The sequence below is a fragment of the Alphaproteobacteria bacterium genome (genome assembly GCA_040216735.1).
Classification (GTDB): domain Bacteria; phylum Pseudomonadota; class Alphaproteobacteria; order SHVP01; family SHVP01; genus CALJDF01.
The window spans coordinates 432,799-455,318 of record JAVJOO010000003.1 but is presented as its reverse complement, the minus strand read 5'-3'; the positions used below and the strand labels follow the sequence as shown (position 1 = coordinate 455,318).

General features: G+C 61.7%; 20 protein-coding genes and 1 tRNA gene. 11 read left to right on the top strand and 10 right to left on the bottom strand.

Going from position 1 to position 22,520, the window contains the following annotated elements; genetic code table 11:
- Positions 1 to 80: 80 nt before the first annotated feature.
- The 5 genes from RID42_10270 to RID42_10250 all read left to right on the top strand — a co-directional run bounded on the left by RID42_10270 (position 81) and on the right by RID42_10250 (position 3,637).
- Positions 81 to 380 (top strand): DUF2282 domain-containing protein, encoded by a 300-nt coding sequence (locus tag RID42_10270; protein MEQ8248056.1) that lies wholly within the window; start codon positions 81 to 83, stop codon positions 378 to 380.
- A 146-nt stretch (positions 381 to 526) separates the two neighbouring features.
- The gene (locus RID42_10265) at positions 527 to 1,366 is read left to right on the top strand and encodes a DUF692 domain-containing protein (GenBank protein ID MEQ8248055.1); all 840 of its coding nucleotides are present in this window, start codon (positions 527 to 529) and stop codon (positions 1,364 to 1,366) included.
- A complete protein-coding gene (locus tag RID42_10260) occupies positions 1,363 to 2,121 on the top strand; it encodes a DNA-binding domain-containing protein (protein ID MEQ8248054.1) in 759 nt (252 codons plus the stop codon). The genes RID42_10265 and RID42_10260 overlap by 4 nt, the downstream gene beginning before the upstream one ends.
- A gap of 3 nt (positions 2,122 to 2,124) precedes the next feature.
- Positions 2,125 to 2,712, top strand: coding sequence for a TQO small subunit DoxD (locus tag RID42_10255; GenBank protein MEQ8248053.1), 588 nt, complete (start codon positions 2,125 to 2,127; stop codon positions 2,710 to 2,712).
- Between the two features lie 265 nt (positions 2,713 to 2,977).
- Positions 2,978 to 3,637 (top strand): hypothetical protein, encoded by a 660-nt coding sequence (locus tag RID42_10250; protein ID MEQ8248052.1) that lies wholly within the window; start codon positions 2,978 to 2,980, stop codon positions 3,635 to 3,637.
- Between the two features lie 21 nt (positions 3,638 to 3,658).
- Here RID42_10250 and speB read toward each other — a convergent pair whose 3' ends face one another.
- Positions 3,659 to 4,627, bottom strand: coding sequence for an agmatinase (speB, locus tag RID42_10245; protein ID MEQ8248051.1), 969 nt, complete (start codon positions 4,625 to 4,627; stop codon positions 3,659 to 3,661).
- 88 nt (positions 4,628 to 4,715) lie between these two features.
- Here speB and speA point away from each other — a divergent pair, with 88 nt between their 5' ends.
- Positions 4,716 to 6,620, top strand: a complete 1,905-nt coding sequence (speA, locus tag RID42_10240) for a biosynthetic arginine decarboxylase (GenBank protein MEQ8248050.1) — start codon at positions 4,716 to 4,718, stop codon at positions 6,618 to 6,620.
- A gap of 112 nt (positions 6,621 to 6,732) precedes the next feature.
- On the opposite strand, the gene RID42_10235 is transcribed toward speA, so the two are convergent.
- Entirely contained in the window at positions 6,733 to 7,899 is a 1,167-nt protein-coding gene (locus RID42_10235) for a class I SAM-dependent methyltransferase (protein ID MEQ8248049.1), read from the bottom strand.
- Between the two features lie 157 nt (positions 7,900 to 8,056).
- On the opposite strand from RID42_10235, the gene RID42_10230 reads away from it, so the two are divergent.
- The 4 genes from RID42_10230 (at position 8,057) to RID42_10215 (ending at position 10,772) form a co-directional block, all read left to right on the top strand.
- On the top strand, positions 8,057 to 8,809 hold the full coding sequence (locus tag RID42_10230; GenBank protein ID MEQ8248048.1) for a hypothetical protein: 753 nt from the start codon (positions 8,057 to 8,059) through the stop codon (positions 8,807 to 8,809).
- 137 nt (positions 8,810 to 8,946) lie between these two features.
- Positions 8,947 to 9,195: a DUF1289 domain-containing protein gene (locus RID42_10225; protein ID MEQ8248047.1), complete on the top strand. Its 249-nt coding sequence runs from the start codon at positions 8,947 to 8,949 to the stop codon at positions 9,193 to 9,195.
- Positions 9,196 to 9,291: 96 nt separating this feature from the next.
- The gene (locus RID42_10220; GenBank protein MEQ8248046.1) at positions 9,292 to 10,248 is read left to right on the top strand and encodes a DMT family transporter; all 957 of its coding nucleotides are present in this window, start codon (positions 9,292 to 9,294) and stop codon (positions 10,246 to 10,248) included.
- A 47-nt stretch (positions 10,249 to 10,295) separates the two neighbouring features.
- Positions 10,296 to 10,772: a GNAT family N-acetyltransferase gene (locus tag RID42_10215; GenBank protein ID MEQ8248045.1), complete on the top strand. Its 477-nt coding sequence runs from the start codon at positions 10,296 to 10,298 to the stop codon at positions 10,770 to 10,772.
- A gap of 31 nt (positions 10,773 to 10,803) precedes the next feature.
- Here RID42_10215 and RID42_10210 read toward each other — a convergent pair whose 3' ends face one another.
- The 4 genes from RID42_10210 to mnmA form a co-directional block, all read right to left on the bottom strand.
- The gene (locus tag RID42_10210) at positions 10,804 to 12,147 is read right to left on the bottom strand and encodes an ATP-binding protein (protein MEQ8248044.1); all 1,344 of its coding nucleotides are present in this window, start codon (positions 12,145 to 12,147) and stop codon (positions 10,804 to 10,806) included.
- Between the two features lie 345 nt (positions 12,148 to 12,492).
- On the bottom strand, positions 12,493 to 14,058 hold the full coding sequence (locus RID42_10205; GenBank protein MEQ8248043.1) for an ABC transporter substrate-binding protein: 1,566 nt from the start codon (positions 14,056 to 14,058) through the stop codon (positions 12,493 to 12,495).
- 344 nt (positions 14,059 to 14,402) lie between these two features.
- Positions 14,403 to 14,479, bottom strand: a tRNA-Met gene (locus tag RID42_10200).
- A 15-nt stretch (positions 14,480 to 14,494) separates the two neighbouring features.
- Entirely contained in the window at positions 14,495 to 15,715 is a 1,221-nt protein-coding gene (gene mnmA / locus RID42_10195; GenBank protein ID MEQ8248042.1) for a tRNA 2-thiouridine(34) synthase MnmA, read from the bottom strand.
- A gap of 192 nt (positions 15,716 to 15,907) precedes the next feature.
- On the opposite strand from mnmA, the gene RID42_10190 reads away from it, so the two are divergent.
- On the top strand, positions 15,908 to 17,587 hold the full coding sequence (locus tag RID42_10190; protein ID MEQ8248041.1) for a hypothetical protein: 1,680 nt from the start codon (positions 15,908 to 15,910) through the stop codon (positions 17,585 to 17,587).
- Between the two features lie 77 nt (positions 17,588 to 17,664).
- On the opposite strand, the gene RID42_10185 is transcribed toward RID42_10190, so the two are convergent.
- From RID42_10185 to RID42_10170, 4 genes are read right to left on the bottom strand one after another with little or no spacing between them, the layout of a single operon-like run.
- Complete coding sequence (locus RID42_10185; protein MEQ8248040.1) at positions 17,665 to 18,900, bottom strand: glycosyltransferase family 2 protein; 1,236 nt, start codon at positions 18,898 to 18,900, stop codon at positions 17,665 to 17,667.
- Position 18,901: 1 nt separating this feature from the next.
- Entirely contained in the window at positions 18,902 to 19,882 is a 981-nt protein-coding gene (locus tag RID42_10180) for a hypothetical protein (GenBank protein ID MEQ8248039.1), read from the bottom strand.
- Between the two features lie 43 nt (positions 19,883 to 19,925).
- Entirely contained in the window at positions 19,926 to 21,116 is a 1,191-nt protein-coding gene (locus tag RID42_10175) for an SPASM domain-containing protein (protein ID MEQ8248038.1), read from the bottom strand.
- Between the two features lie 10 nt (positions 21,117 to 21,126).
- Positions 21,127 to 22,425, bottom strand: a complete 1,299-nt coding sequence (locus tag RID42_10170) for a glycosyltransferase family A protein (protein MEQ8248037.1) — start codon at positions 22,423 to 22,425, stop codon at positions 21,127 to 21,129.
- Between the last annotated feature and the right edge of the window lie 95 nt (positions 22,426 to 22,520).

The following is a 22,520-nucleotide window of genomic DNA, read 5'->3' as shown; positions in this document are numbered from 1 at the left end:
TCGCCAGCCCCGTTCGGTTAAATTTGCCGCGCCGCCATCCAATGCGGTGGCAGTTCGAACATCAAATGGAGATTCCGAGAATGAAGACCGCACTCTCTATCGCTGCAGCCGTAGCCGCCGCGATCACGATGGCCGCCGCCCACGATGCATCTGCCCAGGGCAAACAAGAAAAGTGCTTCGGCGTTTCCCTTGCCGGCAAGAACGATTGTGCCGCCGGTCCGGGTACCACGTGCGCCGGCACCTCGAAAGTCGACTATCAGGGCAATGCATGGACGCTAGTAGCCGCAGGCACCTGCGAAGCGACCATGCTCAAAACTGCAGACGGGCGCGACATCAAGGGGAGCCTCAAGGCCCTCGATCGCGACCTTCCGAAGATCTAACACCCTAGGGCCGGCGCCGGCTCGCAAATCCGGCGCCGCCTTCTTCCATTCCCATGGCCAACAGCGGTCAACCGGCTTTGACGGATTCCGGACCGGCCCTCGCGCCTAAGCAATCCGCCGGGAGGTCAAGCGCCGCCGTCGATACGATGGCAGGCGTGAGCTTCAAGCCTCAGCATGCCGCGGCCATCGACGGCGACATGTATCGCGGCTGGTTCGAAGTTCACGCAGAGAACTACTTTGTCGACGGTGGGCCGCGCCTGCGTCAACTCGAAAGCCTTCGACAAAACTACCCTCTTTCCCTTCACGGGGTCGGACTGTCCCTGGCCGGCGCGGAACCGGTCGACCAAGCCCACCTCCATGCCCTTCGGCGATTGGTCGAACGATTCGAACCGGTGCTGGTGTCGGAACATCTCGCCTGGACCACTCACGGCGGCCGCTATCTCGCGGATCTTCTGCCGGTACCGCTCGACGCCGAAAACCTGTCGCACCTCGTAGACAGCGTCGATGCGACGCAGGAATCGTTGGGACGGACGATCCTGATCGAGAACCCCGCACGATACATGTCCCTGCCCCACGACCAAATGCCAGAGATCGCGTTTCTGACCGAACTCGCGCGGCGCACCGGGTGCGGCCTTCTGCTGGACATCAACAATGTGTATGTCGGCTCGCGAAACCTCGGTTTCGATCCGGCCACATTTCTTGACGGTATCCCCGGCGAACTTGTCGGGGAAATCCACATTGCCGGGCATGTTGTCGATGCACTTGACCCTAGCCTCTTGATCGACAACCACGGCGCCTCGGTCGCCGACCCCGTGTGGGCGCTTTTTGAGCGGACCGTTGCGCGCATTGGACCACGCGCAACATTGATCGAACGGGACAACGACATCCCACCCTGGGCAGCGTTGCAGGCGGAGGCCCATCAAGCTCAAAGCATTCTCGACGCCGCCGCCCGGCCCATCGCCCAAGCGCGTGCAGTAGAGCGATGAGCCAGACAAGTTTCCACGATAGCTTTGCCGAGGCTCTTAACGATGCGGATCCGGAGGCCTGTCCCACTTGGTTGGCAGGCGCCGACGCGTCACGATTCTCGGTTTACCGCAACAACGTGCACCGCGCCCTCGGCGAAGCGCTCGCCGACGCCTATCCGGCGGTCGAGCGCCTCGTGGGCGAAGAGTTCTTTGCCGCAACGGCGCGCGTGTTCCATGCCCAGGAGAACACCCGCCCGGCGTCGCTCAACCTACACGGCGCAGGCTTTCCTAACTTCCTCGACACTTTTCCGCCGGTTCAGCACCTCGTCTATCTTGCCGACGTCGCTCGGATCGAGCGGGCGTGGCTAGAGGCGTTGCACACGGCAGACGCGCCTACCCTTGAGGCAGCACAGGTGATGGCCGAATTGAACCGCGCGGACGACCTGACTTTTTCGCCGCACCCCGCCACGCGCCTGATCGTCAGTTCGCATCCCGCTGTTACAATTTGGCAGGCCAACCGAGCGGATGCACCGATGCCGCCCGTGGAAGAAATATTCGATGTCCCCGAAGCGGCACTGATCACGCGCCCCGACATGGCTGTCTCAGTGACTTCCATTGACCAAGCATCGGCTGCATTCGCCCGTGCACTGTTTACCGGCACGCCACTTGCCCAGGCCTATGCCGCCGCGCTCGAAACCAACACGGGTTTCGACATTACGCAAGCTTTGGCGGCGCTCCTTGCGTCCGGGGCCCTGTCACATATCGCGGGAGATTAAGTCATGATGACCGAACCAACGGCATCCGCTGGGCCACTAAGAAAAATCGTTCAGGTGCACGGGCGGATCGCCGCCCGCGGCGAAAAAGCCTTGTCGGGGTGGTTCGTCGGCCTGTCCGCGCGGTTGCTGTTCCTGGCCGTCCTGCTGCCCTACTACCTCAACAGCGCTGCAACAAAGGTTGGACCTGGGTTGTTCGGCGTCTTCAACCCGACACCAGGCGCTTTCGCGCAAATCCTGCCGCCGGTAGCCGAGCGCTACGTTTACGACACCGCCGCGATTCCTTTCATTCCATGGCATGCGATCGTCATTGCTGGCACGTTGGCCGAATTTGCCTTGCCAATCCTCATCGTCGCCGGTTTGCTGACACGCCTCTCGGCACTCGGCATGATCGGGTTCGTGGTGGTTCAAACCATCGTGGATATCGCGTTTCACGGTGCCGAGGCCGGCGCTTGGTTAGACCGTCAGGCGGTGGACCTTTTCGACCAGCGTCTGTTGTGGGTCTTTCCCCTTGTAATGCTCGTTGCCTTCGGCGCGGGGCGCGTTTCGCTCGATGCACTGGTCCTCCGCCTGAAGCCGGACTGGTTCCGCTAAGCGACAGCCGATACAGGCAGGCTCACGTAGGCGCCATCGTATTTTCCGCGTTGGCGGGATTGATGCGATCGGGCAGTATGTCGCGCCCGTACCCTAGCCGGTTTCCACCATTCCATTTTTCGACGCCCTTTGGTTTTCGCTGCTGATAAAAGTTGCGATCACGGCATTCACCGTCATTGCCGCCGCGATCGCGGCTGAGAAAAGCGGACCGTTCTGGGGCGGATTAGTCGTCGGCCTGCCGACTTCCGCGGGGCCGGCCTACGTCATGTTGGCAATCGACTACAACGACACGTTTCTGGCCGTAAGCGCGCTCAACAGCTTGGTCGGCAACACCGGCGCAGTGATCTTCCTGGTTGTTCTGGCCTACGCCGCTCCCCGCCTGTCGATGATCGCGACGCTGGCGGTCGCGACAGGGACATGGCTGATCGTCGCCGCTGCGATCGGCACGCAAACCTGGACGTTGCCCTGGGCACTCGCGGTCAACGTGCTGGGCCTCACGGCGGCCGTCGTCCTGACCCGCGATATTCCCGCCGGCCCGCCGCCGGGCCGGGCGATCCGACCGCAGTGGTACGATCTGCCCGTGCGGGGCACCATCGTCGGGTTGTTCGTGGCCGGTGTCGTGAGTCTTGGCCACGTGATCGGCCCCAAGGCGACGGGCATCGTTGCAGTCTATCCGGTAACCTTGACCAGCCTGGTCTTGATCGCCATGCCACGTTTGGGCGGCCAGACGACGGCCGCGACGATGGCCAGCATCGTTCGTTCGATGATCGGGTTTTCGGCCGGATTCCTGCTGATTACGGTAACGGTGGAATCATGGGGCGCGGCGCTGTCGCTGAGTGCAGCGCTCCTCGTCATGATCGCATGGGCCGGTTTGCGGATGGCTCACCGTTGGCTGACCCTGCCGCGCCGCTCCTCCGCTCCCTGACCGATTGTGGACCTAACTGAATTAGGATTCCTGAGCCGCGACGGCGTCCTTGGCGATCGCCAGGAGGCAAAGAAGGTCGTGAGCTATTGTGGCCGCGCTCAGGGCGGTGATTTCGGAGACATCGTAGGCCGGCGACACTTCCATGACGTCCGCGCCGACGAGGTCAAGGCCAGCGAGCCCGCGAACAAGTTCCAACCCGCACGCGGATGTCAAACCGCCGGGCACAGGTGTGCCTGTCCCCGGCGCGTAAGCTGGGTCGAGACAGTCGATGTCGAACGTGACGTAGGTCTTCGCGCCGCCGACCCGTGCCCTGATCGCCGCGACCGTTTTTTCGATCCCGTGCCGGTGTACCCAAGGCGCAGTCAGCACCTCGAACCCATGATCGACATCGTCGTGGGTGCGGATTCCGACCTGACAGGACCGGGTGACATCGATCAGCCCTTCCTTTTTAGCGCGCAGGAACATCGAACCATGGTCGAATCGCTCACCGTCGTCGCTCCACGTGTCGCAATGAGCGTCGAAATGAACCAGCGCAATAGGCCCATGGTGCTGGGCAATCGCTCGCAGGATCGGGTAGGTCGCAAAGTGATCGCCGCCGATCGACAACGGGATCGCGCCGCCAGCGACGATCCCGTCGATATGCGCTGCAATCGTTTCGACGACGGTCTCGGGATGGTGGGGATCGATAAAACAGTCCCCGTAGTCGACCACCGCCAGCGTCTCGAACGGATCGAAGCCGAAGGGAAATGCCTTCAATTCGGCAAGCTGGACCGAAGCCGCCCGAACCGCCCGCGGCCCCAGCCGGGCGCCGGGACGATAAGTTACCGCGCCGTCATAGGGGATCCCCGTTACGGCAACGTCCACTCCCGCCAGATCGCGGCTGTAGCGGCGGCGGAGAAAACTCAGCGCCCCGCCATAGGTCATTTCCGGCCAGCGACCATGAAGGGCTTTGTTCCGAAAGGCTTGATCGCCTAGCTTGCTGTCTGGCATTCGTTGTTTCCACGCTACAGGACGAACCGGCGCCGAGTATGTCAGGTAGGGCCGTCGTCAACACCTCGAAAAACGGAGTGCGGTGTCTATGGGTTGGACGGTTGAAGATTCGGAAGCTCTATACCGGATCAACTGGTGGGGCGAGGGTTACTTCGGTGTCGACGATAAGGGGCGGTTGCAAGTTCTGCCTGTGGTCGACAATCGCAACGTCACGATTGCCGTCCAAGAGGTGGTCGACGAACTGAGACAACAGAACGTTCAGTTTCCAATCGTCTTACGGTTCCATGACATCCTCAGGAACCGGGTCGAGGAGCTCAACAAGGTCTTTGCCACCGCGATCGAAGAGGCGGGTTACAGCGGCCACTACCGCGGCGTTTATCCGATCAAGGTCAACCAAATGCGCGAGGTCGTGGACGAGATCGTCGACGCGGGCCGGCCGCATAATTACGGGCTGGAAGCCGGGTCGAAGGCGGAACTGATGGCGGTGTTGACCTACGATGTCGGCCCGGAGGCCTTGATTATCTGCAATGGGTACAAGGACGACGACTTTCTGCGGCTGGCGCTCCTAGGCAACAAGATCGGCCGCAAGGTAGTCGTCGTGATCGAAAAAACGTCGGAGATCTCGCCGCTCCTAAGGCTTGCCGCTGAAATGCAGGTCCGGCCCATCATCGGATTGCGCACAAAAATGCGTGCCAAGGCGGAGGGGCGATGGAGCGAATCGAGCGGCGAGCACGCTAAATTCGGGCTGACCACCTCGGAAATCCTCAACGCCATAGACCATATCGCCGACAGCGGTTACGGCGACTGTGTTCAGCTTCTCCACTTCCACATCGGCAGCCAGCTTTCCGATATTCGCTACGTCAACGATGCCACCCAGGAAGCGGCCCGGATATACGCACGGCTGCGCAAACGCGGCGTACCGTTGAACTATTTGGACGTCGGCGGCGGCCTCGCCGTCGACTATGACGGCAGCCGGACGAGTGGGCACTCCTCGATGAACTATTCGCTCGCCGAATATGTCCGCAGTGTCATCCAGAACGTCCAAAGCATTTGCGACCATGAAGACGTTGCCCACCCCAATTTGGTCAGCGAAAGCGGGCGCGCAATCGCCGCTCATCATTCGTGCGTCATCATGAGAGTGATCGGCGAAATATCGAGCAACACGAACGGTTTCGATACCGCGCCGGTCGAGGATGAACACGATTTGATCGCCGCGATGCGAGCAGCGCACGCGGAAGTCCTCGAACAAGAAAACTATCAAGAGTCCTACAACCGTGTGTCGCGGTTGCTGGGTGACGTACTCGACGGATTCAAACTGGGCATCATTCGCCTTGAGGAACTGGCCAAAGCGGAAACCCTTTACTGGCAGGTCATGCGTGCCGTTGCCGAAGGTATTCGATCCCAGGAGGACGTCTCTGGCGACTTGCGCGGGATCGATGAAATCCTGGCGTCTCAATATCTGTGCAATTTTTCTTTATTTCAGTCCGCTGCAGATACCTGGGCCATCGACCAGATACTGCCGCTGGTTCCGCTCACCCGGCTCAATGAGGAACCCACCCGCAACTGCACGATCGCCGACATCACCTGCGATAGCGACGGCAAGATCGATCACTTCATCGGCGAACAGGGCGCGCGACCTACGGTGCCGCTACATCCGTTGCGCGCCGGCGAGGATTACTACGTCGGCCTTTTCCTGACAGGCGCCTATCAGGACGTGATGGGCGACATGCACAACCTGTTCGGGCGATTGAACGAGGCGCATGTATTTTGCGACGACGACGACCCGACCGACTTCTACGTCGAGGAGGTGATTCAGGGGACGTCAGCCGCACAAGTTCTCAACATCATGCAGTACAACCCCTCGGCCATGGCCGAGCGAGTCAAGAAAGCGGTCGACGGTGAGGTCCGAGCCGGCAATATCCGACCGCGCGACGGCGTCGGTTTGGTCGATCTCTACGAAGCCTGCCTCAACAATACAACGTACCTGCGCTGAGGCGCAGTGCGCCGAGCGGTAGGTTCCCAAGGACTTGCGAAACTGAGTCCGACGCGCACCGCCATTTGCGAGGCGCGTCGGACCAATAGGATATAGGGAGCTGTCGGCGCGCCTAGCGCTTCCACGCCGCGAAGACGTACCACTCGCCGGGCCCTTTGGCGTAGTTGTCGGTTTTGGTTGGCTTGATCAATTGAGCCATCTCCTGGATGACATCCTTGCGCTTGAAGCCACCGGCAACGGCGACCTCTTCGAGGTCCATATCGTGCATCGGACCCCAGAACGGTTCGTTGTTGTTATGGGTATCCCAGTCGCGCACGTACTGATCGAACGGATCGGCAAACCAGCGGAACGGCGGCTGCTCGACATGCAACATCAACCCGCCGGGCTTCAGCAAACGATAGCCCTCGGCAATGATGTTGTGGACGGCTTTGCGCGACGTTTCGTGTAGGAACATTGTCGAGACAATGAAGTCGAAGCTTTCGTCTTCGTACTTGGTGTGTTCGGCATTTTGCTGCGCGAAGGTCACGTCGTAGTTCATCGCTTCTGCCCGGGCATGGGCGTAACGCAAAACCGGTGCGCCGATATCGATCCCGATGACGTCGGCCTTGGGCCAAGCCTCCTTGAACGGCAACGTGTTGTGGCCCACCGTGCACCCCTGGTCGAGGATCCGCGTCGGCGTGAAATCGGGGTACTTCTCGCGCAAATAATTGACGACCGAATAGGCGCCGCCGTCCCCCAGGGGCCCAAGATTACCCGAGGTCATCACATAGAGACCGCCCGAGTCGTACATCGCCCCGGCGGCGACATCGCCCTCGGCAGTTTCAGTAAAGAAGCTGCCTGGCATCCAGTGCATGTCCAGGGGGGCTTGGTACTTCGGCACCTTGAAATTCGGGTCGAGATCGAGATGGCCCTTTTCCCGCGCCCGCGGTTTCGCTTTTTCGATCAGGGTATCGAGCTGGCGCTCCACCGTGCGGCCGTTTTCGTAGAACAGCGTCTGGTTGGCCAGTACGCGAAGGTGGCCCCAGTACTGGAAATAGGGGTCGTTTTGGACCGCCTTGCGGACCTCGTGCCGATCCTTGGGCGCACGGCCATGTTCCTGAACGAAGGCTGGCTTGACCCGTTTCTCGAACACGTCGCGGCGGCCCGGCCCCGCCTTGGCACCGAGATGACGGTAGAGGTCCATCATGAAATTGCTGCGCGCGTCTTCGTCGTGCACCGTTTCGGGACTGATCCCGTGGCGTCCAAACCCGCTAAACGTCGCGACCTGTTGTTGCTCCATGGTAGGCTTCTCCCTCGGTCCAGGTTGTATTCTGCCGGTATTATAGCAAAATTGGCACAGATGCGCGCCTTCTGGTTTGATCGCTAAACCAGTGCCGCGTTGCGAAAAACCCGTGGTTCCGCATAGTGTTTCGCCACCTCGTTGAAAAGGATTGCCCATGAGAAAAGGTCTGGTTATCGGCGGAGGCGCGATTGCGGTTGTCGTTGTGGTCGTGGTCATCGTTTTGGTCGTCGCGTTGGCCTCGGTCGATTCGATCGTCAAGGCCGCCATCGAGCGGGTGGGAAGCGACGTCACCCAGACGGCGGTGACTGTGGACGACGTCAGCATCTCGCTGCGATCCGGCGAGGGCACCATCCGGGGCCTTGTTATCGGCCATCCCCAGGGGTTCGAGGAACGCACGATGCGCATCGGTGAAGCCCGTATCGTGCTCGATATCGGATCCCTGACCGAAGACACCATCGTCATCCGAGAAATCAGCGTGACCGCCCCGCAGGTAACGGTCGAGGTCAATAGCGCCGGCACCAACGTGTCGCAGTTGCAGCAAACGCTTGCCCAAGGCAGCGGTGGCGCATCCTCGCCCTCGAACACGGACAACCCTGAAAACAAGAAGAAACTGGTGATTGAACGGATCACCATTGCCGACGGCCGGGTCGATTTGAAGGCCGCGGGCCTTGATCGAGGCGTTGGCGCGGATTTGCCGTCTATAACATTGAACGACATCGGCAAGGACGACGGTGGCGCGAAACCGGCCGAGGTGGCCAAAGTGATTCTTGCCGCCGTGAGTGCCGCGGCAGGTCAGGCGGCGATCCAATCGGGCGTTCTACAAAAGCTCGAGGGAGAGGTTGGCGGCAAGGCCAAGTCTTTGCTGGAAAAGGGTGCGGGCGGCGTACGCGGAATCCTCAAGCGCTAACCGCGCAACAATGGGCGCGGCCGAAAAAAGCTCGGCCGGAAATCGGCGGACGCAACGACTGCGGGAACGCGGCTTGGAATTTCGGTTCGGCTTCGCTACCTATGGGACTATGGCTGTGTCGTTTCTCGGATGACCCTATGAGGACGCCCGTCCAAACCGTATCCCCCTGCATTTCCGTCTGTCAGATGAACATGCGAACGGGGCAATGCAAGGGGTGCTATCGCACCCTGGAGGAAATCGGCGCATGGCGGGTGGCGGATCCGGCGCGCCAACGGGAGATCCTGCTGACAATCGCCCAACGAATGCGCGACGACCTCAAACCGGATCGCCATGAGCGCAAGGTCCGCCTTTCGGCACGGTTGCGCGCCGCCGGGGTAATCGACTAGCGCCGCCGCAGGCGGCAAACAGCGTTCGACTGGCGACGACGTTGCTATAGACTCGCGTTTCTGAAAACGCGGGGTGGACCCGCGCCGGGGGGTTCGATGGCACACGACGATACGACAGGCGAACAGAATGCGGCGGCGGATCCCGCGGCGCCGGCGGCCTGGGGCAAACCCGATGCCGGTTCGCTGGCCATGCTGTTCGTGCTGGGCCTCTCGTTTGCACTGATCCTGGTCCTCAACCGTGTCGCCGCCGACAACGGGCTACCTTTCATTCCGTATGTGTTTTGGCAATCGCTGGGCGCAGGCGTCATCCTGTTTGCCTTGGCGGCCCTTTTTGGCGGCCTGCCGACGCGGCAATGGGCCCATGTGCGCGTGTACATCGTTACGGCGACGCTCAATTTCACCGTTCCCTATCTGATCTTCGCGTTTGTCGCGGCCAAGGTGCCCTCCGGAATTCTTAGCCTCGGGCTCTCGCTGGTCCCGGTGACCATCTATGCGTTGGCGTTGATCTTCCGGCTCGACCGATTCCGGCTTGTCCGCTTTGGCGGCATCGTTCTGGGGCTGGTGGGCGTGCTGTTTGTGCTGCTGCCCTCGACGAGCCTCCCCGCGCCGGAAATGGTGGGGTGGGTCGTACTCGGCTTCGCCGCGCCGTTCTGCTACGCACTGAACGCGGTATGTGTCGCGATGCTGCGCCCGCCCGAGGGCAGTTCGGTTCAGTTCGCCGCCGGCCTGACGTTCTTCGGCTCGGTGTCCATGCTGGTCGTCATGGCGGTGACCGGCGAATGGTGGGCCTTCGGCGGCGCGTTCGGCGACGGCCATTGGGCCACGCTGATCGCGATGGCCAACAACGCTCTCGCCTTCTACTTGATTTTCGAACTGATCAAGCGCGCCGGCCCCGTGTTTTTCTCAATGGTCAACTACATCGCGACGCTGGTCGGAATCGGCGTTGGTATTTGGATCTTCGGCGACGCCAACAGCCTGTGGATTTGGGCAGCGTTGGTGTTGATCGGCGTGAGCCTAGTCCTGGTCAACCTATCGCCGGTCCGCCGGGCGTGAGGTAAGCGCGTCCACGGTCGCGCGCGTCGGCGCATTGATTCATCAAAATGACTGAAGGCAACCTCACCTTCGCGCGATTGCCCGACATACCGCCGGGCGCGATCACCGCCCACATGTCCGATCCCCGAGTCGCGGCGCACCTGCCCCTGCTCACCTTCGAGTGGGACCAGCACGCGCTGAGAGAGTTCGTCGCCGCCAAAGAAAAATACTGGCACCGTGACGGCCTCGGCCATTGGGCCATCCTATTGGACGGCGCCTATGTCGGCTGGGGCGGATTTCAGAAGGAGGGCGACGAGTGGGATTTCGGGCTGGTGCTCAAGCCCGACCGCTTTGGACTTGGTGTGCGGATCGCCAGGAAAGCCATCGCGTTTGCCCAGGCGGACGAGCGGATTCCGTTTGTGACGTTCCTCGTGCCGCCCTCGCGCAAACATCTGGGTGGGCTCGCGCGCCTTGGCGCCCGGTTTGTCGGCGAGGTCGTGCACGAGGGGGCCGCGTTTTTGAAGTTCCGACTCGAGACGACATGACGCCGAGCCAACGCCAGGAAACGACATCGATCTAGTTCAAAGCGGAGGACTCAGGCTCCAAGGCCAACGGTAAAGAACAACGAAAGGTCGTACCCTTTCCGAGTTCGGATTCCACATCGAGGTGACCGCCCATCCCTTCGACCATCTGACGGGCAATGCTCAGACCAAGACCGGTGCCGGGGACGCCGCTGGTGGCAGCGGTGTCGGCGCGCCAGAACCGTTCGAATACCCGCTCGTGATATTCCTTCGGAATACCGGGACCCTCATCGTGAACAGAGACCTCAACGCGGTCGGCCAAGCGGCGTACGGAAACCTCGACGGTACTGTCGCGGGGGGCGAACTTTGCGGCGTTGGATAGCAGGTTAGTCAGAACTTGACCGAAACGGTCCGCATCGACGCTGGCGCATGCTTCGGTAGGTCCGTCGTGCAATCGAAACGCGACCCCGAACCGATCGGCAAATCCGGCGTTTGCACTCAGGATTTTCTGCACCAACGGCACCATTGGCGTCGGTTTCACATCGAACGCCACGCCGCCCGCCTGAATCCCCTGGGCGAGGAGGATGTCGTTGACGATCGCCAGCATGCGTTCGGCGTTTCGGTTCGCGATATCGACGAATTGGGACACGTCGATCTCGCGTCCGTCCTTAAGTGCGGTTGCCAACATATCGAGGGAACCTTTGATCGATGTAATCGGCGTGCGCAGTTCGTGACTGACCATCGAGACGAACTCGTCCTTCAAACGGTCGATCCGTTTGAGATCGGTGATGTCGGTATGGGTGAGGATCGTCCCGCCGTCGCGCGAGCGGCTGGTATTGGCCAGGATGAAGCGCCCGTCCGCAAGTTCTTGAACGACGTTTCCCACGGCGGTGCGGTATTGACCCAGGCGCTTTTCCAGTATCTCTTCGCGCGGCCCCATCGGATCCCACAGGCCCGATTCGAGGACGGTACGAACAATATCCTCGTAGCGCATGCCGAGCTGAACGACCTCTTCCAGTTCCGGGTAGTAGCGCCGCCACGCTCGGTTACGAAACTGTATCCGCTCATCCGGCCCCAGGATCATGGTTGGGTTCGGAATGTTTTCGAGCGCATCGCTCAGGGTGGCCTGGGCCGCCTGCGCCGCGGCCTCACTGTGGGCCACCTGGGCTCGGGCGTCGTTGGCCCGCTCGAGCGCCCCGAACGCTACAAGGGTTATTGGTAACGCCAGCACAAAGGGTGTCCCAATCGCGAGATAGAGTGCGGGGAATGGATCAGCGTCGAGCAAGATCATTGTCGCGCCTGTCGCCAGGGCGGAAACTGCGACCGAGATAGCCGTTACGGCGAGCGCCGCGAGGACTGGCCCCAACCGGCGAACCCTGTCGGTGATCAGATCAAGCAACCGCTGACATCCCGTTCACTCTGCCTATTCCCATTTGCCGACCCGCAAACGCAGGTGCGCCGACCCGTTCAGTTCGGCCACCCTTGTTCATTTACCAGAATGTGCGCTTGGATTGCCAAAAGCCTCGGTTGCGGGGCGGGAGGCGTCACCCCTCACGTTAGAAGCCCTCACACAGCAAAGCCTTAAGAAAATCAATGGCTTGAAACATTGCTACGGGCGGGACCCTTGTGGTCCGCTGCAAAGCGGCTGCCGCAGCGGACCACCTTGCCCTCTTTTCCTCCGCCAGAAAAACCTGTGGCCCCGAAAGGGGCCACAGGCAGTAGGTCTTGGTCGGCCAATGTCGGCTTAAGCGCCTTCCAGGGTCATCCTCTCCCAGAGGATAACGCGGTTCCAGTATTCGAAGTTCTTGAGCCGTTTGGTTGCACCGTAGATATCGACACCAAGCAGGATCGGCAGGCTTAGTGCATCGTTGTGCGATTTTGCCATGAGTTCCTTCAGCATCGCCTCACGTTTGCTGCGGTCCATCTCCTGACCCTGAGCATCGAGCAGCGGCATAAAGTCGTCGATGCAGATCAACGGGTTTGGCTGCTTGTAGCAGGAGAAGTTGGTGAACGGCCGTGACGCGTCCATATGCGGGTCCACAAAGGCGGAGAAACCGGTTGCGGCGCCTTCCCAACCACCACCGATAAACTTCTTGAGCCAGTCCGCGAACGGAATCTGACGCATATCGACTTTGACGCCGATCTTGCCGAACGACTCAGCAAGGTAGCTGTAGATCTCCACGTCGCGCGGGATGGCGCCCGGAATGATTTCCGCGATCAACTCGAAGCCGTTGGGATAGCCGGCCTCGGCAAGCAGAGCCTTCGCCTTAGTCGGGTTGTACTCGTAGAGCGGTAGATCGGGATTGTAGCCAAAGGTGGCCGGGTTGGCCGGTTGGTTTGCCGGTTTGCTCTGACCGGCGAGTAGGTTATCGACGATGGCCTGACGGTCGATCGCCATGTTCATGGCCAGTCGGACGCGTTTGTCCTTGAAGGGCGAACCCTTCTCTCCGTAGGCCTTCTTATAGTCCTCGGTCATCAACACCATGTTCATGATATTGGGCGACGAGAATGTGAACGAGGTCTGACCGGCATCACGTACGACCGGGACGTCATCCGGTGCAATCAAGACAGCGAGGTCGATTTGCTCCGACACTAGCGCCTGCAGACGGGCCGCCGATTCGGGCAACTCGACATACTTGAGCGTGGGAATCTTGGGGGGGCGCCACGTATTCTCGTAGGCAACAAATTCGGCACCCGAGTCGTTCCAGCTTTTGACCTTGTAAGCTCCCGAGGTCGCCGGATTGGCCGAGTATCCTTGGATGCCCATGTCAGCCCAGGCCTTGGGTGCCACGACGTAGGCGCGCGATACCGTTCCTGCGAGCAGCGGCATCGGTTTCTCGGTCGTGATGTCGAGGGTGTAGTCATCGACCTTGGTAGCACCGGTGATGCCTCGTGACTCGCGGCCACCCGGTGTGGCGCGGCCCACATCGGAGATCATCCACATGATCGTCGCTACTGCCGCATCGGCATTCATTTTTTCGCCATTGGTAAACACAACATCTTGGCGGAGCTTGAATCGCCACGTTGTAGCGTTGACGAGTTCCCAGCTCTCCGCCAACCAGGGCACCGTTTGGCCCTTGTCATTGACGCGGGTGAATCCGTCGAAGATCGGGTCCCACCAGTAAATGCTGGGAACGCCGCCGCCGCCGTAGGGGTTGCCTCGCGATGGGGCCTTCGCATAGACGCCGACTCGAAGTGTGCTGTTGTCGGCGGCTTCGGCCGATTCGCTTAGCATGCCGGAGAACATCGCTGCACCGAGGATCGCTGCACCGGCGATTGCTGCAAGGGACGCGTGAAAAACCCGCTTCATACTGACCTCCCCATGTTGCTCAGCGGGCATCGACCCGCAGGAAATGACGTTAGGGGGTGTCCGATGCGACAGCAAGCGCCGAGCCCGAGGGGGCAGTCCCAGCCCAAATCGGTGTGGGACGAGGAGGCTTTGTCCGGCCAACGCCAATTACGTCTGATAACCGGATTGTGATTCCGCTGCCGTACCGAAACGGACCAAAGGCGGGAACAGAACTGCGTCTCGAACTTTGTAAAACGGCAGTTTCAGAGGGAAGAAGGAGATGGACGGAACGTCCGGGCATCAAACGCCGCATTTGTCCATTGGTAAGGTTCACCGAAATGTGGGCGTGAAGATGACCAAGACGGTGGTAGCGGGGGAGGGATTCGAACCCCCGACACGCGGATTATGATTCCGCTGCTCTAACCAACTGAGCTACCCCGCCAGAGATGGGCGGGATTTAGGCCCTGGGGGCGTGGGGTGTCAAGGTTCCCTTGGTCGCGGCCGTCGGGGCGGTCCAGGCCGCCGCGTCGGCCCGGCGCGCGGTCGCTTCGATCCAGCCGCCGCCGAGGACGCGGGGGCCGTCGTAGAGGACGCAGGCCTGGCCGGGGGCCACGCCGGCGGCGGCGGCGTCTAGATGTACAAGCGCCCCGCCCTGCCCGTTCGGGACGACCGTGGCCGATTGGACGTCCTGCATCGAGCGGACCTTGACCGTGCAGGGCCGAGGCATCCCGGCGGCGAGGTCGGGGGTGAGCCAATTGGCCTCGCCCAGGCGGATCTCGTCGACCAGCAACGCTTCCCTGGGGCCGACCACGACTTCGCGGGCCTCGGGGCGCAGGGCCACGACATAGAGCGGATCGCCCGCGCCAGTGAGCGCCCCCAAGCCCAGGCCCTTGCGCTGGCCCACCGTGTAACCGGCGATGCCCGGGTGGCGGGCGAGTTCGTTACCTTCAAGATCGACGATCGCGCCTTCGTCCAAGGCCTCGGGCCGGTGGCGGCGGACGACATCGAGATAGGAGCCGTTCGGCACGAAGCAAATGTCCTGGCTGTCGGGCTTGTCGGCGACGAGCAAGCCGAATTCGGCGGCGAGCGCGCGGGTTTCGGTCTTGTTCAAGTGCCCCAGCGGAAAACGCAGATAATCGAGCTGGTCGGGCGTCGTCGCGAACAGAAAGTAGGATTGATCCCGGCCCAGGTCGGCACCGCGGTGCAATTCGGGTCCGGCCGCGCCGACGACGCGGCGGACGTAGTGACCGGTGGCGAGCGCATCCGCGCCAAGATCGCGCGCCGCGCCCAGCAGATCGGCGAACTTGACGCTTTGGTTGCAGCGGACGCACGGAATAGGCGTGCGGCCCGCCAGGTAACTGTCGACAAAATCGTCGATCACGGCACTGCGAAAGCGGTCTTCGTAATTGAGGAGATAGTGCGGAATGCCCAGGGTGTCGGCGACGCGCCGGGCATCGTGGACATCTTGACCGGCACAGCATGTGCGGCTTTTCACACTGGTAGCGCCCATGTCGTAGAGCTGCAGCGTGACGCCCACGACCTCATAGCCCTCGCGGGCGAGCATCCCGGCGACCACCGAGGAATCGACGCCGCCCGACATGGCGACGACCACGCGCGTCGCTGCGGCGGGCTTGGCGAAACCGAGACTGTTTACGGGGTGGGGTGCGGGCGCGTTCATGGGGCGGAATATAGGGGTTCCACGGCCCGCGGCAACCGAGGACCGGGCGGCGCCGTTAACCGCGCCTTAACCACGCCGCACCGACACTGGCGGCGACCGGCGGTGTCCAAGCCGTCGACCTGCGCCAAGCCCACGCATCCCCGTGCGCGGGTGCGAAGATTGAACCCGTCAACGCCGGGCCGAGGAATGCAGATGATGAACGTAACGCCCCCAGAACGCGCTGCCACCGGCCCTTCGCCCGCCCGGGCGATCGCTCTGTCGGACCCCGGCGCGCTCGAGCAAGCGGGGCAAGACGCGCTGGAACAGGGTAACCTCGCATTGGCGGAGCTTGCCTACCTCAAACTGAGCGCGGCCCATCCGAGCGCCGAAGCCCACGCCCAGGTCTACGAGGTCGCCGCGGCCCGCACCAACTACGCGCTCGCCCGGCGGGCTCTCGAGGCTGTTGTCGGCTGCGAGCCTCACAATGCGGCGGCCCTGGAACAACTCGCCGCGCTACGGGCCGGGACCGGCGACGCGCCGGGCGCCATCGATGCGCTGCGACGGGCCCTGATGATCGACCCCAAGAACCCAGCGTTGGCGACGGCCTATGCAGTTCTATCGCAACACACGTTGGACCATTTACACGAGGTGCCGGACCTACTCGCCAAAGCGGCCGGGCTGGACACCGATGGCGCGCATCTCGAACAAATCGTCGACGCATCGATTTACCAACAGCGGTACCAGGACGCCGAGCACTTCATCGGTGTCTATCAGGCGCGCGCCGGTAGTCTGAACCCGCAGATGCTGCGTTACCTAGGCGTCGCCTTGGCCGGTCAGGACCGTCCGAACGAGGCGCGCGAGGTTTTCAGCGCAGCGATCGATGCGTGCAATGCGGCCCTCCCCGCGCAAACGCCGTCGGCCGCCGAATGGCGCGCGATGGACGATGCGGAGAGTGCCCGTGTGTATGAGCTGTATGCCTTTCGCGCGCGGCTTGAACACGAAGCCAGACAATCTTCGAGCGCACTCGGCACCTACGCCATTCTGCGCGACGCGGGCATCGCGCGCGGCCTCGCCTATCCGAACGCGGGCCATGCCGACGCGGCAGCCCGGCTCGAAGACCTGCGCCGCCTCGTCGCCGGTCGCGACCTCGTGATGCTCTGCCATGGCCATTCGCTCGGCGATTTCGGCGCGCGGATCGGCGAACTCGGCAAGCGCAAACCGGCATTTTCCAGCCTCAATCGTTTCGGCGTTGTCCAACGCGAGGTCTTGGGGCCGGCGCAGCGCGGCCTCGACATCGTTCTCGCGCTGGGGGCCGGTAGCCTGCGCGGCACCCTCACCCACCTGAAACCGTTTTTGCAGCAAGCCCGTCGAACCATGGCGATCACCTCGCCGGCCGCGTTGACCGCGGCCTTCGACCCTGAAAGCCGCGCCGCGTTCCTTGCCGTCAACGGCCCGCGAGTTATGAGCGTGGCCGGAAACGCTCTGCGCAGCGTCACGCCGGACGACCCGCTCGGGACGATTCAGGAGGGCACGCTGCTTGCCGCATTGCCGCTGTTGGTTGCAGCGCAACCGAAACGACTGTTCCTGATCGGCGCGGATTACGGCGTCCCGACCGACAAAACGACATCTCACTTCGTCGGCCAATCGGGGATCGGCGGTCGCTCAGAGACCGGTGTCATCGCCTTTGGCGGGAATACCCAACTGCGCGAGAACTTCGAAACGGCAATGCGCCACGACGCCGCCGTCTGCGACCGCGATCTTGCCTTTCAGATCGGCGCGATGGCGACCCTGCACGGGTTCGCGCCGCCACCTGTCTTCAATGTTTCGGCAAACAGCCGGCTTCAAAGCCTGCCAAAGATCTCGCTCGACGAGTTCTTCGCGATGGTGGACTGAGCGACGAATCTGGCCGGCACGCGAGGGCCCGCCACCTCACTGCAGTTGCGCGATGGGCTCCCTTGGGAGCAACGCCCTTAACCGTTTGCGGCTAGGGGGAGGTTTGCTTGGGACGGTGGCACATCGGTACGGCGCAACGCAGCCACGATCGACCCGAGCCGCCTTGCACGACGCAGCGGAAACCCGACGCGGTTGCGGAGTTGCGACAATGCCGCCTCATCCTGGTAGAGCAAAAAGTCGTCTTCGTGCACCGCGCATTGCGCGAGATCGTCGATGCCGAGTGCAACAAACGTTTTGCCGCTCTTCTCCGCGGCAGCTTGGCCGATAGTGCTACACGTCGCGTCAGCCACACCTAGGATGCGGCGCACCGGCTGCATCGTCGCGATCAAACCAACCACGCTTTCGACGACCAGATCATTAAAGTGGGCGCGCTCCAGCGTCCGCAGCCCGGCACGGGCATCCTCGGGACGGTAGACAGCGGCGCGCTGCAACAGCGTGCGGGCGTAGAGGAATTCGCGGTTGTCGATCGCGCGCTGCGCCGCGGTGAGGTATTGCTCGGCCAGCGCCCGAGTGGCCAACACCGTACTCGTCGCGGTGTCGAGTTCGGAGTAGCGGCTGAGAAACAGCTCGTAGTCAGCGAGGTAGCACTGCAAGATGTCGGGCCGGTAGAGCCGGTGCGATTCCTGGCCGGGGTGGCGGGTCACCCGCACGATCGGTTCGGGCGTGAAGACCAGCCGTCCAGTCTCCGCAAACAGGGCGGCGCCGAAAAAGTCGAAGGCATATTGATGCTGGACCGGCAGATGGCTGTTGCGGAAACCCTCGACGCGAAAGATCGGCATCTCCGGCGTTTTCTGCTCGGTGTAGAGCTGCAACAATTCGGCGTGGCCAATGGACGTTTCCCGGGCAAACGCCGCGTGACCGGTAATGACCGATCGTGTCTTGGGATCCCATTCCTGCCACGCGCCGTAAACGGCGCTGATGCCCGGGTCTTGCGTCATCAACCCGATCGCATGGGCGATGCCATCTTCGACCAGGGCGTCGTCGTCGGCCGCGTACATCGCAAAGGTGCCGGTGGCGAGATTGCACGCGGCGATCATAGTCTCGTAGAAGTTCAACGGCTGCGGTTGACGCACGTAGAAAAGATTGGACATCCGATCGCGAAAGCTGTCGACCACGGTTGCGGTATCGTCGTCCGAGCAGTTGTCCGAAACGACGATTTCGCAGTCGAGCTTAAAGTCCGCCAAATGCGCAAGGTGCTGCCGCAGATGCTCGGCTCGGTTACGCGTCGGAATGCAGATGCTGAGCGCCGTCATGTCAGTCGAAGGCTGTGTTGGCCATGGTCAAGACGCCGTCGCCAGTGCGCAATATGCCGTCAGGGCTGGAGTAGGTGCTCTCGGGCTCCCAGTCGATATGGACCTCGAACCCGTTGGCGCGGAACAATGCCCCAAGGGTGCGGTGCAATTCGACCCCGTGGGTCCCCAAATGAATCCACCCGACCCGAGCGCGCAACAAGTCCATGAACGGCGGGAGAACTTGAAGCTCGGTCGACTGGATATCGATTTCCAAGTAGTCGACATGGTCGTGGGGACCGATCACGTCCGCCAGTGTCACGGCGCTCGACAGGCGCAACTCGGCATTCACGTCGGTACCCGGAAGAACTTGGGAAAGACCGCTCTTTCCGTCGGTCAGGAGGCCGGCCAGGACCTTCTCGGCATGCCGGCCTGCGAGGACATGTTGGAAAATCGTCCGGATATCGGCCGCTTGGGTGAGCGCCCGCGCCGCGCCGGTGCGCGTCGGCGCGACGGGGAACAGAACCGGTTTGTTGTCCGCCGCGATCGCCGCGTTGATCAGAGTCAGCGCCGATTCCGGCACGTCGTTCTCAGCAAAATGCTCGTGCACCCTCGCACACATGAAAGGATCGGCCTCGACGCCGATCAGGCGAAAGGGCATTGGGCGGCGGGCGCGCAACATGCAGACGGCGTCCACTAAGGGGCCGCCGTAGTGGGCGCCCAGGGACACCATCGTGTATTGGTCGCGCGCGCGCGCGATCGATTTGAGGATCGAGTACCACTCGGCAAAACCTTCGCCGTCCGAGAGATCGGGCCGCCGAGTTTCGATCCGGCCCGCGGCCTTGCCGGAGTCGACGTCGCGCGGAAATAGGCCGCCCATGAAACTGCGCACGCGGCCAGCGCCTACGGTGCCTGACCACGGGACGATGTCGTCAAACACGCCCTGAAGCCGCGCGACCGTTTCGCGCCCCACCGGGCGGGCAAAGCGCGGGGCAATTTCGTTCATTGTAACGCCGCTCCGGGTGCATCGGCACCTACCCCACGGCCGCTCACATCGGATCTCCGTACTGGGTCAGGTAGTTCTCCACCTTCTGGCGTAGGCTCGCGGTGTTGGTATCGAGTACGTAGGTGCAGGTCTCGCATTCCGGTTTCAAATCGCCGGTCAGCAGGGTACGCCGCCAGTCCATCATGTCTTCGGAATTGATCACGTCGGTAATCGGCTTTCCGCTCACATTGTCGACGAAGGTGCCTTTGACGATGCAGCACGGCGGGACATCACCGTTCCACAGCACGTAGAAGAAATCCCACGGCATGATGCAATCCTTGGTCCGTCGGGTACCCGGCGGATAGGTCGGCGCCCCTTCCCGCGCGGCCTTATCGCCGTTCATCCCGGCGTCGATTTCCTCGAGAATGTCCGGTTGGATCGACAGGGTGATTCGATTACCGGCGATTTCCACGGCTTTGCGCATTGCCTGGACGGCCTTATGCAACCCGGCAACGTCCAGACTGCGAATCTGATAGACCTGGGTGGCGTTGGGATTGTCTCGCAGATCGTTGAGACCGCCGGAGACTTCCTCCAAATCGACAAAGCGCACCAGCGAGACTTGGGAGAATCCGTTAGCGAGGGCAAACGCGACAGTCTTATCGACATGACCGATGTTCTTGTCGTGCAGCACGACGTTGCAGACAAATTCCGGAATCTTGCGGCCCATTAGAATCGCTCTGGCCCGTACCAGTTGCATATTCAAGGTGATGGTACGTAGGTCAGCGCGGTAGCGGATCTTCTTCAGCAGGGCCGCATCGGAGGTATCCAAGCTGATCAGGATTTGTCGGAACTGCGAAAAGACATCGACTTCTTCATCCGAGAAAATGCCCTTGGAGAAATTGCTGATGGTGCGCAGATCGATCTTCATCTCCAGGAGGCGGCGAGCGACGCCGGTCCAGGCTGGAAACATCGTGATCTCCGCATCGCCGGACATGGTCACATAGTCCACGGGGAATTCCCCGACGAACTCGACGATGCGCTCGATCAGTTCCGGTTCGGCATCCTTGCCCCGGCGCGAAAGCGGCGCGAAATGACAATAGACGCACGCCAAATTGCACGAGGTGGTGAGTTCCACACCCATCTGCCGAAGCCGCCGGATGCGAAGGAGACGTTCCGGGATCTCAGCTCGATCCGTCGCGGGGCTCCGGAATTCGGAAACTCTCGGCTCGAGGTCGGTATTTGCGCGATCGGTCATGGTTACCTCGTCAGCTTGCGGCGCCGGCCACGAGCTGGGGCTGCGGCAACTCGGTTGAAACAGGGGAGAATTTGTCCAAATAGTCTTCGACCGATAGGTCGTTCACCGGCGCGATCCGCGCAGCTTGCTCGAGCGAGTCCAGCGTTCTGTATTTGCGAATCCAAAAACCAAAGCGATCGGCGAGAACGTCGCGTAACGAATCGTCGGCACCGATCACGAGGTCGTTGGGAGAAAGGCGAACGGCAAGAATGTCGCCGCGCGAACCGGCGAGTACGACATCGTCTTGCCGCATTGCGGAAACTAGGTCTCGCACCCTCTCGGTGTCCGGACCGCTCTCAATGAAGGTCCTCTCGACAGGATGCATCGACGTCATCAACGCGACGATGCTTTCGGCGACAAAGTGGAGGCGGTGCGACTTCCATATTGCCGCGAGCCGGATATCCGCTTCGTCAGGCAAATAGACTCGCGCACGCAGCAGAAGGTCGCGCCCCATCAAATAGGCCCCGCGACCGATCGCCCGCTCAGCGGCGACGATGTACTGCTTGGCCAGGACGTGCATCACCATTTGCGAACCGACGCCGCCGCGAAAGGGAGCGAACTGCGAGAAAAAAAGTTCGTAGTCGGCGAGATAGCATTGGAGGATATCCGGTCGATAGAGCGCTTGGGACTCCTGGGCGGCATGGAGCGTCACCCTTACCGTCGTGTCGGGGATCATCAGCAAATCGCCGAATTTCGTCAGCATCGCCGCGCCGTAGAAGTCGAACCCGTATTGATGCTGAAACGGCAGATGCGACTTGTGCAGCACGTCGGTGCGCATGATTGGCAATTCAGGGGTGGAAGCATTGAGGTACCAGTGGATCAGGTCGCGTTGCTGGACCCGAGTTTCTTTCGTCACCCCGGCGGCCTTAAACGCGCGCTGCTTGTCTTCGGGCTTCCACCCTTCCCATGCGCCATAGACCGCGGAGATCGTCGGGTCGCAATCGAGGTGCTCGATCGCACGGAGAAGCCCTTCCTCGACAAGGAGGTCGTCGTCCGACGTGCAGATCGTGTAACGACCGCTGGCGTTGTTGACGGCCGCCACTTGGGTTTCGAAGAAGTTGAGCGGCGACTGTTGGCGCACATAGACCAACGCATTTAACTCGTCGCGGTAAGCTTCGGCCACGGTCGCAGTATCGTCGCTCGAAAAATTGTCGGAAATCACGACTTCGTAGTCCAAATTCTTGAACTTCGAGATATGGCGAAGATGGCGGGCAAGGAAGAGCCGGCGATTTCGGGTCGGGATACAAATGCTGAGTTTCGGCCGCTGCACGTTGGCGTCTCCTAGTAACGATACACGCCAACCTAGGCTTTCATGTTTAACAGACTGTTAAGAATAGCTGTGCCTTCATAGGCGTGCGCGGCAGA

Bases quoted from the DNA above. Each gene is read 5' to 3' on its own strand.
- RID42_10250 (MEQ8248052.1), top strand. From the start codon at position 2,978: ATGTTGGCAATCGACTACAACGACACGTTTCTGGCCGTAAGCGCGCTC.
- RID42_10270 (MEQ8248056.1), top strand. From the start codon at position 81: ATGAAGACCGCACTCTCTATCGCTGCAGCCGTAGCCGCCGCGATCACG.
- RID42_10175 (MEQ8248038.1), bottom strand. From the start codon at position 21,116: ATGACCGATCGCGCAAATACCGACCTCGAGCCGAGAGTTTCCGAATTC.
- RID42_10260 (MEQ8248054.1), top strand. From the start codon at position 1,363: ATGAGCCAGACAAGTTTCCACGATAGCTTTGCCGAGGCTCTTAACGAT.
- RID42_10225 (MEQ8248047.1), top strand. From the start codon at position 8,947: ATGAGGACGCCCGTCCAAACCGTATCCCCCTGCATTTCCGTCTGTCAG.
- speB (MEQ8248051.1), bottom strand. From the start codon at position 4,627: ATGCCAGACAGCAAGCTAGGCGATCAAGCCTTTCGGAACAAAGCCCTT.
- RID42_10265 (MEQ8248055.1), top strand. From the start codon at position 527: ATGGCAGGCGTGAGCTTCAAGCCTCAGCATGCCGCGGCCATCGACGGC.
- RID42_10190 (MEQ8248041.1), top strand. From the start codon at position 15,908: ATGATGAACGTAACGCCCCCAGAACGCGCTGCCACCGGCCCTTCGCCC.
- RID42_10205 (MEQ8248043.1), bottom strand. From the start codon at position 14,058: ATGAAGCGGGTTTTTCACGCGTCCCTTGCAGCAATCGCCGGTGCAGCG.
- mnmA (MEQ8248042.1), bottom strand. From the start codon at position 15,715: ATGAACGCGCCCGCACCCCACCCCGTAAACAGTCTCGGTTTCGCCAAG.
- RID42_10255 (MEQ8248053.1), top strand. From the start codon at position 2,125: ATGATGACCGAACCAACGGCATCCGCTGGGCCACTAAGAAAAATCGTT.
- RID42_10215 (MEQ8248045.1), top strand. From the start codon at position 10,296: ATGACTGAAGGCAACCTCACCTTCGCGCGATTGCCCGACATACCGCCG.
- speA (MEQ8248050.1), top strand. From the start codon at position 4,716: ATGGGTTGGACGGTTGAAGATTCGGAAGCTCTATACCGGATCAACTGG.
- RID42_10180 (MEQ8248039.1), bottom strand. From the start codon at position 19,882: ATGAACGAAATTGCCCCGCGCTTTGCCCGCCCGGTGGGGCGCGAAACG.
- RID42_10235 (MEQ8248049.1), bottom strand. From the start codon at position 7,899: ATGGAGCAACAACAGGTCGCGACGTTTAGCGGGTTTGGACGCCACGGG.
- RID42_10220 (MEQ8248046.1), top strand. From the start codon at position 9,292: ATGGCACACGACGATACGACAGGCGAACAGAATGCGGCGGCGGATCCC.
- RID42_10230 (MEQ8248048.1), top strand. From the start codon at position 8,057: ATGAGAAAAGGTCTGGTTATCGGCGGAGGCGCGATTGCGGTTGTCGTT.
- RID42_10185 (MEQ8248040.1), bottom strand. From the start codon at position 18,900: ATGACGGCGCTCAGCATCTGCATTCCGACGCGTAACCGAGCCGAGCAT.